Annotated in this window: 15 protein-coding genes and 2 pseudogenes; 10 read left to right on the forward strand and 7 right to left on the reverse strand. The window is 66.4% G+C overall.

Going from position 1 to position 12302, the window contains the following annotated elements; genetic code table 11:
• The first annotated feature begins 384 nt into the window (after window positions 1–384).
• Window positions 385–960, forward strand: coding sequence for a hypothetical protein (locus ACIPK3_RS33915; RefSeq protein ID WP_402576048.1), 576 nt, complete (start codon window positions 385–387; stop codon window positions 958–960).
• Window positions 961–1013: 53 nt separating this feature from the next.
• Here the strand turns inward: ACIPK3_RS33915 and ACIPK3_RS33920 are convergent.
• Window positions 1014–2171, reverse strand: a pseudogene (locus tag ACIPK3_RS33920) (NF041680 family putative transposase); the annotation flags it as partial.
• 466 nt (window positions 2172–2637) lie between these two features.
• On the opposite strand from ACIPK3_RS33920, the gene ACIPK3_RS33925 reads away from it, so the two are divergent.
• Window positions 2638–3153 carry a GNAT family N-acetyltransferase gene (locus ACIPK3_RS33925; protein ID WP_402576050.1) on the forward strand — a complete coding sequence of 172 codons (516 nt, stop codon included), beginning with the start codon at window positions 2638–2640 and terminating at the stop codon, window positions 3151–3153.
• Entirely contained in the window at window positions 3143–3667 is a 525-nt protein-coding gene (locus tag ACIPK3_RS33930; RefSeq protein ID WP_402576052.1) for a hypothetical protein, read from the forward strand. Before ACIPK3_RS33925 ends, ACIPK3_RS33930 begins: the two co-directional genes overlap by 11 nt.
• Here ACIPK3_RS33930 and ACIPK3_RS33935 read toward each other — a convergent pair.
• Window positions 3622–4032 carry a hypothetical protein gene (locus tag ACIPK3_RS33935; RefSeq protein WP_402576054.1) on the reverse strand — a complete coding sequence of 137 codons (411 nt, stop codon included), beginning with the start codon at window positions 4030–4032 and terminating at the stop codon, window positions 3622–3624. The genes ACIPK3_RS33930 and ACIPK3_RS33935 overlap by 46 nt on opposite strands.
• Window positions 4033–4967: 935 nt before the next feature.
• Here ACIPK3_RS33935 and ACIPK3_RS33940 point away from each other — a divergent pair.
• Window positions 4968–5090: a hypothetical protein gene (locus tag ACIPK3_RS33940; protein WP_402576056.1), complete on the forward strand. Its 123-nt coding sequence runs from the start codon at window positions 4968–4970 to the stop codon at window positions 5088–5090.
• A gap of 403 nt (window positions 5091–5493) precedes the next feature.
• Window positions 5494–6531, forward strand: coding sequence for an ALF repeat-containing protein (locus ACIPK3_RS33945; protein ID WP_402576058.1), 1038 nt, complete (start codon window positions 5494–5496; stop codon window positions 6529–6531).
• Window positions 6532–6700: 169 nt separating this feature from the next.
• On the opposite strand, the gene ACIPK3_RS33950 is transcribed toward ACIPK3_RS33945, so the two are convergent.
• From ACIPK3_RS33950 to ACIPK3_RS33960, 3 genes are all read right to left on the reverse strand, one after another.
• Complete coding sequence (locus ACIPK3_RS33950) at window positions 6701–7093, reverse strand: hypothetical protein (RefSeq protein WP_402576059.1); 393 nt, start codon at window positions 7091–7093, stop codon at window positions 6701–6703.
• A 66-nt stretch (window positions 7094–7159) separates the two neighbouring features.
• Window positions 7160–7879, reverse strand: a complete 720-nt coding sequence (locus ACIPK3_RS33955) for an IS6 family transposase (protein WP_402576061.1) — start codon at window positions 7877–7879, stop codon at window positions 7160–7162.
• Between the two features lie 784 nt (window positions 7880–8663).
• On the reverse strand, window positions 8664–9155 hold the full coding sequence (locus tag ACIPK3_RS33960; protein WP_402576073.1) for a YfbM family protein: 492 nt from the start codon (window positions 9153–9155) through the stop codon (window positions 8664–8666).
• 113 nt (window positions 9156–9268) lie between these two features.
• Between ACIPK3_RS33960 and ACIPK3_RS33965 the strand changes: the two genes are divergently transcribed.
• Window positions 9269–9511, forward strand: coding sequence for a hypothetical protein (locus ACIPK3_RS33965; RefSeq protein ID WP_402576063.1), 243 nt, complete (start codon window positions 9269–9271; stop codon window positions 9509–9511).
• Window positions 9512–9775: 264 nt separating this feature from the next.
• On the opposite strand, the gene ACIPK3_RS33970 is transcribed toward ACIPK3_RS33965, so the two are convergent.
• On the reverse strand, window positions 9776–10108 hold the full coding sequence (locus ACIPK3_RS33970; protein ID WP_402576065.1) for a helix-turn-helix transcriptional regulator: 333 nt from the start codon (window positions 10106–10108) through the stop codon (window positions 9776–9778).
• A gap of 187 nt (window positions 10109–10295) precedes the next feature.
• Here ACIPK3_RS33970 and ACIPK3_RS33975 point away from each other — a divergent pair, with 187 nt between their 5' ends.
• The 4 genes and pseudogenes from ACIPK3_RS33975 to ACIPK3_RS33990 all read left to right on the forward strand — a co-directional run.
• Entirely contained in the window at window positions 10296–10682 is a 387-nt protein-coding gene (locus tag ACIPK3_RS33975; RefSeq protein ID WP_402576067.1) for an STAS domain-containing protein, read from the forward strand.
• Between the two features lie 6 nt (window positions 10683–10688).
• A complete protein-coding gene (locus ACIPK3_RS33980) occupies window positions 10689–11012 on the forward strand; it encodes an ANTAR domain-containing protein (RefSeq protein WP_402576069.1) in 324 nt (107 codons plus the stop codon).
• A 346-nt stretch (window positions 11013–11358) separates the two neighbouring features.
• Entirely contained in the window at window positions 11359–11712 is a 354-nt protein-coding gene (locus ACIPK3_RS33985; protein WP_402576071.1) for a hypothetical protein, read from the forward strand.
• A gap of 51 nt (window positions 11713–11763) precedes the next feature.
• Window positions 11764–11928, forward strand: a pseudogene (locus ACIPK3_RS33990) (IS5/IS1182 family transposase); the annotation flags it as partial.
• 281 nt (window positions 11929–12209) lie between these two features.
• Here ACIPK3_RS33990 and ACIPK3_RS33995 read toward each other — a convergent pair.
• Window positions 12210–12302 (reverse strand): DUF6183 family protein (locus ACIPK3_RS33995; RefSeq protein WP_402576075.1); only part of this gene is annotated, 93 nt, incomplete at its 5' end.

Below are 12302 nucleotides of genomic sequence, written 5' to 3' on the forward strand. Positions count from 1 at the left end.
AACGTCACCCGCAGTCGCCTCGGACGCCTCGTCCGACAAGGCTTCCTCAACCAACCCGGACGAGGCCGCTACCAGAAACGGACTTAACGTCCACTCAGGAAGCGTCAACACCCTGGGGATCTCGACGCACGGTCACCGTCCCCAGGTCCTCGACGGCGCCGGCGTCAGCGTCCCCCTGGCCCATTACGTGACGTTCGAGGTGGGGAATTGGCTGACCGTCGACACTGCTCAGCAGCGCGGTGGGCGACCCCGGAGACGGCACCGTGTGAGATGTCGCACAGCCGCCGGATGGAGCGGAAGGCGGCTTCTCGCACCCGGCAACCCGCTGATCGGCGACTGACATGATGGGAGGGGCAGGTTCTCAGGTGTCTCCGGAGGGCGACCATGGCGTCCAAGACCGAAGCCGGTTCAAAAGTGGCCGAGCGGGACGAGTGGGCCTATACGCCGGCTGTCGGTGTCGGACCGCTCAGGTTCGGTATGACGGTCGACGAAGTCGTCGAGGCGACGGACGCACTCGGCCAGGCGAAGGTCAGCGATAGCGCACGAGGCCACGCGATCTTCTCGCCGACTTGGAAAGTCGAGGTCCACCGCCCTTGGGTGATTCCTTCTTCGACGGCCGTCATCGCCTATGTGAGCCAAGCTGTGGGGCTGTTCTGCATCGCTGCGGACGCCCTACACGGTCCCCAGGTCACCTACGACGGAATCCCGCTGGTCGGGAGAGACCTGTCGGAGCTGGAGAGCGACGCAATCACGTATGCCGAGACCATGGATGTGCGCTTCCGCTATACGCCCGAGGGCTACGCAGGACCGGATGACCCCGGGGTCGTGATGCGCGGGCAACTCGTCGGTCAGGGCCTTCGATCGCGTCCGTTGTTCATGGTGCCGCGGGACGGTGCGCATACCGAATGGGACTCGATGCCCTCCGAGGAGTACCGCCTCAACGGACAGCCCACAGGCTGACGTGCTGTGACTCATGAGGGGTGGAGGAGACGCACGTACGCTGAGCTTGATCGTTAACCTCGCTGCTGTTTCTGGCGGACGTGTTCGGTGAGGGTTTCGATTCGTTTCACGGTCTTCCCCGGCTCGTGACATGGGGCTGGCCTGCGGTTCTTCGAGCCGGGTCGGCGTCCGGGCCCGGGCTTGGAGGGTCTGGGCACGTCGGCGGGACGGGCGGTCTTCACGCGGAGGTGGCGGAACCCCCGGCGGACCCGGGCGGGGGTCAGCCGACGGGGCTCGGCGGGGCGTTCCCAGGGGCGGCGGAGGTCCTCGGCGAGGGGGCGGGCGAGGCGGAGTTGGGTGTGGGCGGCGATGATCAGCCACGTCCACAGGCCGGCCGTGTGCGGATCGCGGACCTTGGGGACGGTCCAGCCCAGGGTCTGCTTGAACAGCCGGAAAGTGTGTTCAAGATCGAATCTGCGCAGGAACGCCTGCCAGCGCAGGTCGACGTCCCGTCCGGTCATGCCGGTGCGCGAGGACCACAGCCAGACCGGCTTCGGGTCGCGGTCGCCGGGCAGGTGCTCGACCTTCAGCCGGATCAACGTGCCGTGAATCCAAGGGAATTCACCGCAGTGGTCGAGCCAGGGGCCACGGGCCTGCAAGCGCGGGTGCATCCTGTCCCAGGCGAGGGCTTCGGCCGTGCCATAGCGGGTGGTGCCGCAGGTGGTGGCCTGGTCGGGGGTGTGCCAGGAGTCCGGTTTGGAGAAGGTGAGGACGCCGCCGTGCTTGCGGGGCTGCCCGCCGCGCGGGGTTGAGCGGCGCGGGCCGGCATCTCTCAGCATGACGCGGTCCGAGCGGAGCCGGCCGACCAGTTCGACGGGTAGGTCGGCCAGGACGTAGGCGAGGCGGGTGACGTCGTAGCCGGTGTCCATGACGACGAGGATGTCCGCGTCGCCCGGCCGCCAGTGCCCGGTGTGCACCAGCCGGGTGACCACCTCGCGCAGTTGGGCGGCGGTCACCGCGGTGGCATCGTCGGCCGGCCCAAGCCGGATCGCGTCCAGCACGGCCGTCCACGACGTGCGTCCCGTCTCCAGCGCGGCGACGAAGGAGTAGGGCCAGCCGGGGATGAACTGATCCGCGCTGCGGCCCCGCCCGTAGACGTGGCAGAACAGCAACTCCGGGCTGGTGGGGGCGTCAGGCCGTAGCCAGTTGCTCGCGTCCACGGCGAGCACAATCTCCACCTCAAGAACTGGCGTCTCCTCACCAAGCTTCGCACCGCCCCCGCCCGCGCCACCCGACTCCTGCGCGCTCTGCTCGTCCTGACGAACCTCGAAATCGACCGCTGACGGACGATCTACTGCTCAGACAGTCGCCCGTGGCCAGCGTGAGCGCCCCGAGGACTGGTCATACCAGCCCTTTGACCTGCGACTTCAAGTTGGCGGAGGCTCAGTTGGACGCCACTCCCACCCGGTGGGCATCACGGTGGGATCCACCCTCGACTCGATACGCGCCACGGTGAGCCTCCGCCAACCTGAATCCGCAGGTCAAAGGGTTGGTGTGCGTCGTACTCGGGGGACTCGCGCAGTTCATGAGCGACTGTCTGCGCAGTAGATCGTTCGTCAGGTTGCTCTCGTTGCAGGAGGTACCGACGGCGGGGTAAAGGAATTCGTCCTGAGGCACTTGTGCGATTACGGTGGCGCGATGGTGCACGTGCGGGAGATGGATGCGGCCGACGTCGAGGCCGTTTCGACGATCCGAGTCCAGGGATGGCAGGCAGCGTACGCCGGCATCGTTCCCCAGACGTATTTGGATGCCATGACGGTGGAGAGTGATGCCAGGCAACGGCGGCGGTGGGTTTCTCAACCCGGACGACCGTCACGAGACCTTGTGGCGCTCGGTGACCGTGGCCCGGTGGGGTGGATCTGCTTCGGACCGTGGCGAGGTGAAGTGCCTGGTCTGGGACGGGTCGGTGAGGTTTACGCCCTGTACGTTTCGCCGGATCTGATCGGCCAGGGCATCGGCCGGAGGCTCCTGGAGGAGGCCCACGCGCAGATGAAGAGTCAGGGCTTCGAAGAGTCGGCCTTGTGGGTTCTCGCTGACAACCAACGAGGTCGGCGCTTTTACGAGCGGTCTGGCTATCAAGCCGACGGTGCTACTCAGGACGACTCCTACGAGGAGATCACGCTCACTGAGCTCCGCTACCAGCGTGTGCTCTGACTGGACGTCGGAGCCCAGCAGCCCGTACAACCTGTTGTCTGGCCAGCTTGAGAAGATCGTCAGCGACGAGACGTGGAAGTTCAATCGCGAGGAGTTGTTGACTGGCTACTTCCAGGCAGCTGTGAAGCAGTGTGCGGGCAGCGTCGGCACGAGGTGCAGCATCAACCTGGACAGCAAGTGGCAAAAGGGCGAGTTCGGTGCCGACCCTGACCTGAACTTCGCTCTCCGCGGCTCTGAGTACCGTCAGAGCGGCATGCTCACCATGACGAAGCTCGACGGGGGCAAGTACCGAGTAACCGGAGGCACCCGTATCGACATCTATAAAGACTACAACTTCGACTACGACGAGAAGGTCATGGGCGTCGCCCTCGGCGTATTCGCTGAACTGCATCGGTACGGCTTGGCTCGCGACTACGTGGTTCAGGGCAGCAAGAACATCGGCGTTGGGTATCGGCGTGGTGCGTGCGTTCAGTCCGGTTTGCCGACGTTGCCCGCCACGAGGGATTCCATGTAGACGGCCGTCTTCTGCCCTTGAGGAACGAGCAGCACGCGGAACTCCGCCTCCTTCGGTGTGCGGAAATCGTGGTACGTGGCGTACTTCTTGTGCGGGTCGAGTGTGAGGTGGAACTGCTTCATCACGCCCTCAGTAAACGGTGGCCTGGTCGGTGAGAGCGCCACGCCGTCCATGATGCTCGGCGCAGGACGAGGCCACTGAACAGGGTTTGTCACGTCGACCTGATGGTCCTTGAGGTACTGCGTCACGCAGTTTTTGGGCGCTGTGAAACTCAGCGCCAGTCTCGCCTCCATCGACGAGGTGTCCCCGGAAGAAGTGACGTTCTCGGTCTGACACGGCGGCAGGTCCAGCCGGAACGCGGTCAAAAGTTCCTGCCGACTCGGCTCTCCGCCACACCCGGCAAGCACAAAAACACACGCAACGACGAAGACCCAACCCCTCCCAGTGCGTGGGCCCTTGGCAGCTCCGGCCCTGTCGCGCACATTCATGGAGTCCTCCGTCGGTGTTCGGGTTACGGGTCGGTCAGGTTCGCTGGATCGTCACGGATAGGTGATGTCGATGCTTCTCAAGCTGGCCAGGCAACAGGTTGTACGGGCTGTTGGGCTCCGACCTCCACTAGCCGTACGGCTCGCAGGCCAACGGACCGTGGTAGCAGGTGGCGAGGGCGCCGGCGTACATGACGCTGTACTGATGTCCGATGCTGAGGCGCTCCCACCAGTCCGCGGAGTCGTATTTGGGGTGGTCGCTTGGTCCGAGGTGGGTTTGTCGTTGCCCGTGCCCGTGTCCCCGGCGTTGATTGCACCGGTAGGGTTGCTCTTTGCCTTGATCTCCTCAACGGCCTTACTCATGGCTGTGCGCTGCGCGTCGATGGCGGCTAGGGCCGCCGCTGCGGCGTCCTTTCCCGCGGAGACGGCCGAGGCGCGTGCCGACTCGGCGGACTGCTGGGCATCGGCCGCGTAGGACGCCGCTTTGGAGGCCGAGTAGCGGGCCGAGGCCGCGGAAGCGTCGGCCTGGGGGGCTGCGCACTGCGCCTGCTGCGCGGCTGAACGAGCAAGCTTACCCGAAGGCTGACGCAGACAGAGCATTCGCGGCCCGTGGTATCAAACTGAAGAGTGGCGACGGCCATATCGTCTACACCGCCTGCCCTGCTGACCCTGACCCCAACATTGTCGAGGTCTACAGCCACACCGAGCCGAACAAGCCGTTCTGCTTCCGCGTCACCGGCAGCAAAGGCTCGCTTATCCTGGAACTGCCCCGCGTATACGCCGTCGGTACCACCGACTACAAAGTCCACGTCGATATGACCATCGAGGACACGCGAGCCTCGTATGACGTCCCGAAGAACGAATGGGTTGGCGTCGGCAAGACCGTCGACCCCCAGAAGCGCGACTACGCGCTCGTCGCGCTGACCGCGACAAAGTAGACCGTGACACCACGGCCCCGCGGGGGGTGCTGTCACGTTGACCGGCGGGTGAGATGATCGGTCACCACCGGCGGTGACACCGGGGACAGCATCCATGCTCATGGCCGATACCGATGCCGACAGTGCCGGCATGGCCGATGTCCTCGTGCTCTGGGGTGACGGGCGCCCCGCACAAGTACCCCGCGCCTGGGCAACGGGCAGGTCGCCGGCCCTGGCGCGACCCTGCCAGGCGGTACTACCTGGCAGGCATTCCTCCAGCTCGCCTGAACCCGCCCAGGACCGGCACCACACGAAAATGCTGTTGTGACATAGTGTTGCATTCGGTCAAATAAGTGATGCACTGCAGCCGCTGGGCGGACTGCAGCGTCCGTGACGGACCTGTAGTGGAAAGACGAAGACCCTGATGAAGAAAACCCGCGCCTTCGCAGTGACACTCACTGCGGCCGCGCTCGCTCCCGTCCTGCTGCCCGCGACTTCCGCCAGCGCCGCGAGCGGCCCGGGAACCGCCACACAGCCCGGCGTCTCGACGCCCGACGTGCCCCCCACGGCACACACATCCAGCGGTGGCGCATCACGGTCCGAAGAGGACGACCGCATCGCTGCGCTCAGGATCCTCGCCGACAAGAACATCGGCCGGATGCTGGAAGCAGCAGCGCAGAAGGCACTGAACGGAACCGCTCAGGACCTCCGCCGTTTCCTGGAGGTCGGCCAGTACCAGGCCCGGCACCAGGACAACCGCGTACGTGTCGCCCAGATCGCAAGTCAAGGCGGTCCGGAAGTTATCGCGGCCGCCAGGGCCGCCCTCAACAGCGACGGCGACGCGATCGAGCACTTCCTCGAAGTAGGCCAGTACCAGGCCCGGCACCAGGACAACCGCGTACGTGTCGCCCAGATCGCAAGTCAAGGCGGTCCGGAGGTTATCGCGGCCGCCAGGGCCGCCCTCAACAGCGACGGCGACGCGATCGAGCACTTCCTCGAAGTAGGCCAGTACAAGGCCCGCGAGTCGGACAACGAGGTGCTGGCCAGCCAGATCATCCACTCCGGCGGCGACGCGGTGAGGGAGGCGGGGAAGGCCGCGCTGCGGGGCACCCCTGCGGACGTCCAGTACTTCCTCGACACCGGCCAGTACGAGGCCCGGCGTCAGGACGAGGCCGCCGCGAAGACGCACGAGGCCAAGCCCGGCACCTCCACCGGTGGCAGCACTGCCACCGGTGCCCACGCCACGCAACCGGCATCAGCCGTCCCGGACAAGGGCACGCAGCCCACCACTCACGCCCCCACCACGACGGCTCTCACCCGCCCCGCCACCACGGACACCACCTCTGCCCAACTCGCCTCCACCGGTACCGAACCCGCCCTTGCCTGGGCAACCACAGGCAGCGCGGGAGCCCTCACCATCGGCGCCGCCCTCTCGGTAGCCGCCCGCCGACGCCGCACCTGAAATCCCCACACCCCCACACCTCCCGCCCAAAGCCGGGCTCGCAGGCCCAGCCGCCGACCCTCAGAGGCGCTCGCAAGTTCACGGAACGTGCGGGTGCTGCTCAGCGGGGAGTGTCTAATCAACGGCGGACAGTTCTTCATGACCACGAGATGTCCGTTCTCAGTGGATGTTAAGTCCGTTTCTGGTAGCGGCCCCGTCCGGGTTGGGTGAGGAATCCTTGGCGGGTGAGGCGTCCGAGGCGGCTGCGGGTGATGTTGACGGTCGCTTCGTCGGTGGGCATGTCGAGGAGTTCGTGCAGCTCACGGGCTCTGAATACCTGGCCGGGGTGCTGGTTGAAGGCGTTCACGATGGCCTGGTAGGCGGTGCTGGTCTCGGGCGGCCCGGGTTCGGCTCCTGCCGGCGCGGCCTCCGCAATGACCTTCCGGGCGGTGTCCAGGTCCGCGAGTCGCGCCTCGGTCTCGGCCAGGACGGCGGTCAAGTGCTCGATCTGACCGCGTAGTTCTGCGGCTCGGGCGGTGACCTCGTCGTGCTGGGCCTGGAGGCCGACGAGGGGTGCTGTCACGTTGTCGGGCATGTGATCGGCTGATGGTGTGTCAGGGCGTGTGAGGGTCGGGTTTCGGTTCCTGGGTCAGGCCACGGCGGACAGGCTGGTGCTGCTGGTGATGTGGTCCCAGAGGGTGAAGCGGAGTGTCATCTCGAAGCGGTACTGGGTGGCGGTCAGGAGATGCCGTCGGGGTCGGAAGTGGGGTGAGATGCCGCTGAACGCGGACAGGAACCGTTGTGCTGCGCCGGGCGAGCGGAAGTACTTCATCGCGCGCTCGTGCTGCCGCGTCGGCTGGAGACTGGTCTCGGCCCGGTTGTTCAGCCCCTTGTGCGAGCGGTGCTCGACCGAGGCCATGAGTTCGCGGTGGGCGACGCCGTAGCTCTTCAGCTTGCCGGTGACGAGGCCCCGAGGGACGCCGCACTGCTTCTTCATGAGCTTGGCCATGAAACGCCTGGCCGCCTTCGCGTCGCGTCTGGACTGCACGAGAATGTCCAGCACGTCACCGTGCTGGTCGAAGGCCCGCCACAGGTACTGTCGCTCGCCGCCGATCTTCACGAAGACCTCGTCGAGATGCCATTTATCGCCGGGCCGGGGCCTGCGGCACCGCAGGCCGTCGGCGTAGGACTGGCCGAACTTCCCACACCAGCGGCGCACCGTCTCATGGGAGACGGTCACCCCGCGCTGAAGCATCAGCTCTTCCACCTCGCGGTAGCTGAGCGGGAAGCGGAAGTACAGCCACACACAGTGCGCGATGATCTCTGCCGGGTAGCGGTGCCCCTTGTACGACGGCGACGCACTCTCCACGCCAGGCCCCTCCCGGCTGCGACCAACCCGAAGATCATCACACCCTCCAGTCAACGTGACAGCACCGGAGGCGAAGACCCGGTGGACGGCCTTGCCCGAGTACGAAAGCCGCAGCGTGAACAGGTGACACTTGATCGTGGTGCCGGCCAACCGACCCATACGTCCGCGAAGTCCACCTCGGCTTCTTCGCCCGGCAGGTGAATCTGCGGGACCATCCCGTCCTGGTGGACCCGTCCCTCGCGGGCCTCCGCTTCGATCTGCGGACGCGGGCGCCCACATAGTCGCAGACGGTCGAGTACGAAGCGTCCGCGAAGCCGTACTCCTTCGCCAGCCGCTCATGGATCCGGCGGGCGGTGTGCTTCTGCTTGCACGGCGCCGTCAGGTCCTCGCGCAGCATCGCGTCGATCCAGTCCTTCGCCGGATCCAGCACCGTCCTGCGAGGTGGCGGCGTCTTGCGCGGCGGCGGCACCGCCGATCCCAGCGCCTGCCGCACCGTGCGGCGGTGAACGCTGTATTTCTCCGCGAGCAGCCGTTGGGACACATCGGGATCAAGGCGTCTGTCCCGAGCGAACAGCTCGACCCGCGACAGCGCCAACCTCGGCCTCCCGACACAACCGTGACCGCAGCCACGGCCCCCGACAAGCCGTGATCACTGGATCACACCCTGGCACGGCTGCCGAACGGAGTACCTGGATTCACTCGAAAGCGGGCGAGACGCATGGCCGCGCCGAACGGCCGACCAGTGGCTGCCAGGGATCCTTTGCCGAGGCGGAGCTGCACGAACTCAGTCGAGCCAGACCAGCATGGCCTCCCCTGCTTGGGCAGCGGCGCCGAAGAACGGAACCAGCGGGTCGAACCACCCGCGCACCCACTCCAGGGCATCGGCCTCATCCCACAGGAGCGGGTAGATCTGCGCGGCCGTCATCTGCTCAGGGTCCACGTCCCGGATCAAGTCCTCGAAGGACAAGCCGACCAGGACTCCGGCCGCGAGCTTGACCTGGTCCGCGTCCAGGTACTTAGCCGGCCCATAGCCCCAGTCCTCGCTCGTGAACGCCTGCTCGCCATGAACGATGTCGACGGGGAAACTCGCGCGTTCGAGGAGGAATGCGATGGCGTCGAACGCCTTGTGGGTCGTCAGCTGCCGTGCATCCGAGGGAGCAACGTCATTGATGCCGTCTGTCTCCATGACCTCCATGACGTACTCGAACGCCCAGTCCGGGTCCTTGACTGCCCTGGCCAGCTCAGCCGGTGTTACACGCAGGTACTCACCATTCATGCTCACCCGCGCAGAGTACGAGGCACCACCGACACTGCGATGCCCAGGAGCATCCAGGGGCAGCTGGAGCCAGATCAACTTGCCACAACCTGGAGCCCGAACTTCCTGCTGCCGTGGGTCCCAAAAGAAGGTTCTGGCTCGCTTTCCGTGATGTGCGCACGCTGGGCATGGACTGGGCGGGCGCGGTCCTGGCCGTCGAGGCCACCCCGGCGCAGCCCGCTCCGTCGGCGGCCCCAACGGAGCGGCAGCCGTGGGACCGCCAGGAGGAGTGCGACAAGGTGCGCTACGAGGGCGGGACCTGCACCTGCGACCTCATCGAGCGGTACGGACCGAACTCCGAGCGCGACGACTCCTGACCGCCCCGGATCTGACCGACCCCGGGCCCGCCGCAGGTCAGATGTGAAACGCAGGGCATTGCGCGCGTGTTGCACCGGGGGTTGCAGCCAGTGCAACGCTCTCCGCACGGCGACCGGGACCACGACGCCACCGGCAGTGACGAGGGTGGCCGAGACGGGGGTACCCGTGCCACGCCCACAGGGACTGCGGGTAAGCGAGTGAGCGCGAAGAACGGCGGCAGGGTGCGGTCGCCGGTCACGTTGACCGCCCGTTTTTCCTGACCCTCATTCGGCGGGCGTAGTCCCGTCCGCGTGGCGGGTCTCGTGGCCGGCCAGGACGGACAGCAGTTCGGACACGGACAGGTCTGCCTCGGCCGGGTGCCGCAGGATCGTCCCGGGCTGGATCCGGTACACGTTGGCCCGGCCCTCACGGGTGTGCGTGAGGTAGCCGTCGACTTCCAGATCGGAAATGATCTTCTGGACGGCGCGTTCGGTGAGCCGGCAGCGCGCGGCGATGTCGCGCATACGGACCGTGTGATCGTCGGCGATCGTGGCCAGCACCCGGGCGTGGTTGGTGAGGAACGTCCACGCGGTGTGCGGCTCAGGTACTTCTCCCATCCGCCCAGGTTAGGCGCTCTGTTCGCGTAACCAAAAGGACGAACTAATATTCCGGTATTACTTGACGGATGAGGCTCGGGGAGCCGAACCTGGTACCGGGTCACTGACACCGACGGGAACCGACGGGAGAAGCGGCCATGACGCAGCCGGGAGATCCGCGGCAACACGCAGGGCAGGAGACATAACCGTGCACACCATCACAGACCGCCGCCCCGCGACAGCAGATCGCCAGCTGCAGAACCTGGTGATCACCATGTCCCCGCCCGGGGAACGCGTTCTCGTGACGATCAGCGGCGAACTGGACATCACCACAGAGCGGGCAGTGGAGTCCACCCTGCGGAAGGCCCTCAGCGACAACAGCCGGGCAGTCGATCTCGACCTGACCGAGGTCTCGTTCTGCGACTGCTCGGGCCTGCGTGCCCTGATGGCCGCCCGGCACCGTGCCCTGGACCTCGGCAGGACGATGACCATCCGAGCAGCCGGCATCCCGGTCCAGCGCCTACTGAACATAACGGGCGCCGAAACCCTGTTCACCCTCCCCCCTCACCTCCCGCACACACCGTCAGGACACTGACCGGCCATGAAGACCCCGGAGGGTGCTCCGAGCCAGGAGGAAGACCTGCGCGCTGAGGTCGTTCAGCTGCGCAGGGCGATGCAGACCCGGCCGGTCATCGACCAGGCCGCCGGCGTCCTGATGGCCTCGTTCGGCATCAGCCCCGAGACTGCGTGGAACGTGCTGGTCACGCTCTCCCAGAACACGAACACCAAACTCCACCAGCTGGCCGGCCAACTCGTCGCCACCACCCAGGGCGGCACCCTGCCCGAAGAAACCCAACAGCACCTCGCCGCCGCCATAGGCCTTCCGCCGGACCCAGGCGCCCACAGGCGGGGCCGTCCTGACTGAAGGCCCAGCGGGGCTCGCATAGGAGAAGTGCTCCAGGAGCTCACCGATATGCGCCGACTCGTCGGCCGACAAGATGCGCATGCCCTTGTTGTCGTGGACGTCGCGGGCAGCTCGTAGGCGCGTACCAGCTCGTAGGCCAGCAGCATCCGCGGGTGTAGCTCCAACAGGGGCCTTGCCCCCGGATTTTGAACACGTCTATGCGGCTTGGGCCAAGGGCTGTCCCGTAACTGCTGGTCACGGACCTGGTCAGGGTATGGAAACTGCGTAGCTGCTGAGTCCGCGGCACCGGTATCGTCCAGTCTCCCGACCCGCCGTAGCGGCGGGCTACGTTCAGAGAGCGATGCAGATGACCAGCCAGCAAGCAACGACGACCCTGTGGCGCCCCACCGGCCCCAAGGAGCTGGACCTGGTTCGGGAGCTGAACTGGCGCGCCTGGCCGCCCCGGCTGCCGGAGCAGCCGATCTTCTACCCGGTCCTCAACGAGGACTACGCAGTCAGGATCGCGCGAGACTGGAACGTGAAGCACGATGGCGCCGGCTTCGTCACTCGTTTTGAGGTCGAGTCGGTGTTCTTGAGCCGGTATCCCATCCAGCAGGCCGGCGGGCAGACGATCCTCGAGCTCTGGGTTCCGGCCGAGGAGCTGGACGACCTCAACGCCCACATTGTCGGCGAGATCCAGGTGGTCCACGAGTTCCGCTGAGGCAAGAGGGCTTGCTGACGGGGCGGGCCGGCCCGGTGCGATGATCTTGGTGTGGCTGGTGTGATCACGGCGTCGGAGCCGTCTTGGATAGCCCCGTTCACCGGGTTGAGCCCGCGCCAGTTCGGGAAGTTGGTGACGGTTTTGCGGCGCGAGGGTGCGGACGCAGTCCGCAGGGGCCGGCCCTGGAGCCTGCCGCTGGAGGACCGGGCCCTGCTGACCCAGCGGGCATCAGACAGATCACTCGGATACGCACGACGTTCCGTCATGACTTGGGCATACCGCCGCCCAGGGGCGTGCGCCCAGGCGTCCATCCTGCCGTGTCGAAGCACGGAACAGACCCGGGCGTCCTGGAATGAGACAGGCGCAAGCAGACCTCGGCCCCATCCGTCACACCGTCAGACCCACCCAGCACAACCGCCACCACAGCCTCACCAGCAGCACACCGACAGGCAGAACAAAGCAACCAAGAACGCTACCTCTAGAGCGAAAACGACCTCTCAGTCGATGTCCGTGGCTGCGAGCACCGCGATCTCCTGCCCGTCCGGTCGCAGGGCGGCCACGGCGAGGTCCCAGGCAACTTGGTGGAACCA

The organism is Streptomyces sp. NPDC086787 (assembly GCF_044745865.1).
GTDB lineage: Bacteria > Actinomycetota > Actinomycetes > Streptomycetales > Streptomycetaceae > Streptomyces.

Excerpts from the sequence above, each read along its gene's own strand:
- ACIPK3_RS33915 (WP_402576048.1), top strand. The coding sequence starts at position 385 with ATGGCGTCCAAGACCGAAGCCGGTTCAAAAGTGGCCGAGCGGGACGAG.
- ACIPK3_RS33925 (WP_402576050.1), top strand. The coding sequence starts at position 2,638 with ATGGTGCACGTGCGGGAGATGGATGCGGCCGACGTCGAGGCCGTTTCG.
- ACIPK3_RS33940 (WP_402576056.1), top strand. The coding sequence starts at position 4,968 with ATGACCATCGAGGACACGCGAGCCTCGTATGACGTCCCGAAGAACGAA.
- ACIPK3_RS33945 (WP_402576058.1), top strand. The coding sequence starts at position 5,494 with ATGAAGAAAACCCGCGCCTTCGCAGTGACACTCACTGCGGCCGCGCTC.
- ACIPK3_RS33960 (WP_402576073.1), bottom strand. The coding sequence starts at position 9,155 with ATGAATGGTGAGTACCTGCGTGTAACACCGGCTGAGCTGGCCAGGGCA.
- ACIPK3_RS33970 (WP_402576065.1), bottom strand. The coding sequence starts at position 10,108 with ATGGGAGAAGTACCTGAGCCGCACACCGCGTGGACGTTCCTCACCAAC.
- ACIPK3_RS33980 (WP_402576069.1), top strand. The coding sequence starts at position 10,689 with ATGAAGACCCCGGAGGGTGCTCCGAGCCAGGAGGAAGACCTGCGCGCT.
- ACIPK3_RS33985 (WP_402576071.1), top strand. The coding sequence starts at position 11,359 with ATGACCAGCCAGCAAGCAACGACGACCCTGTGGCGCCCCACCGGCCCC.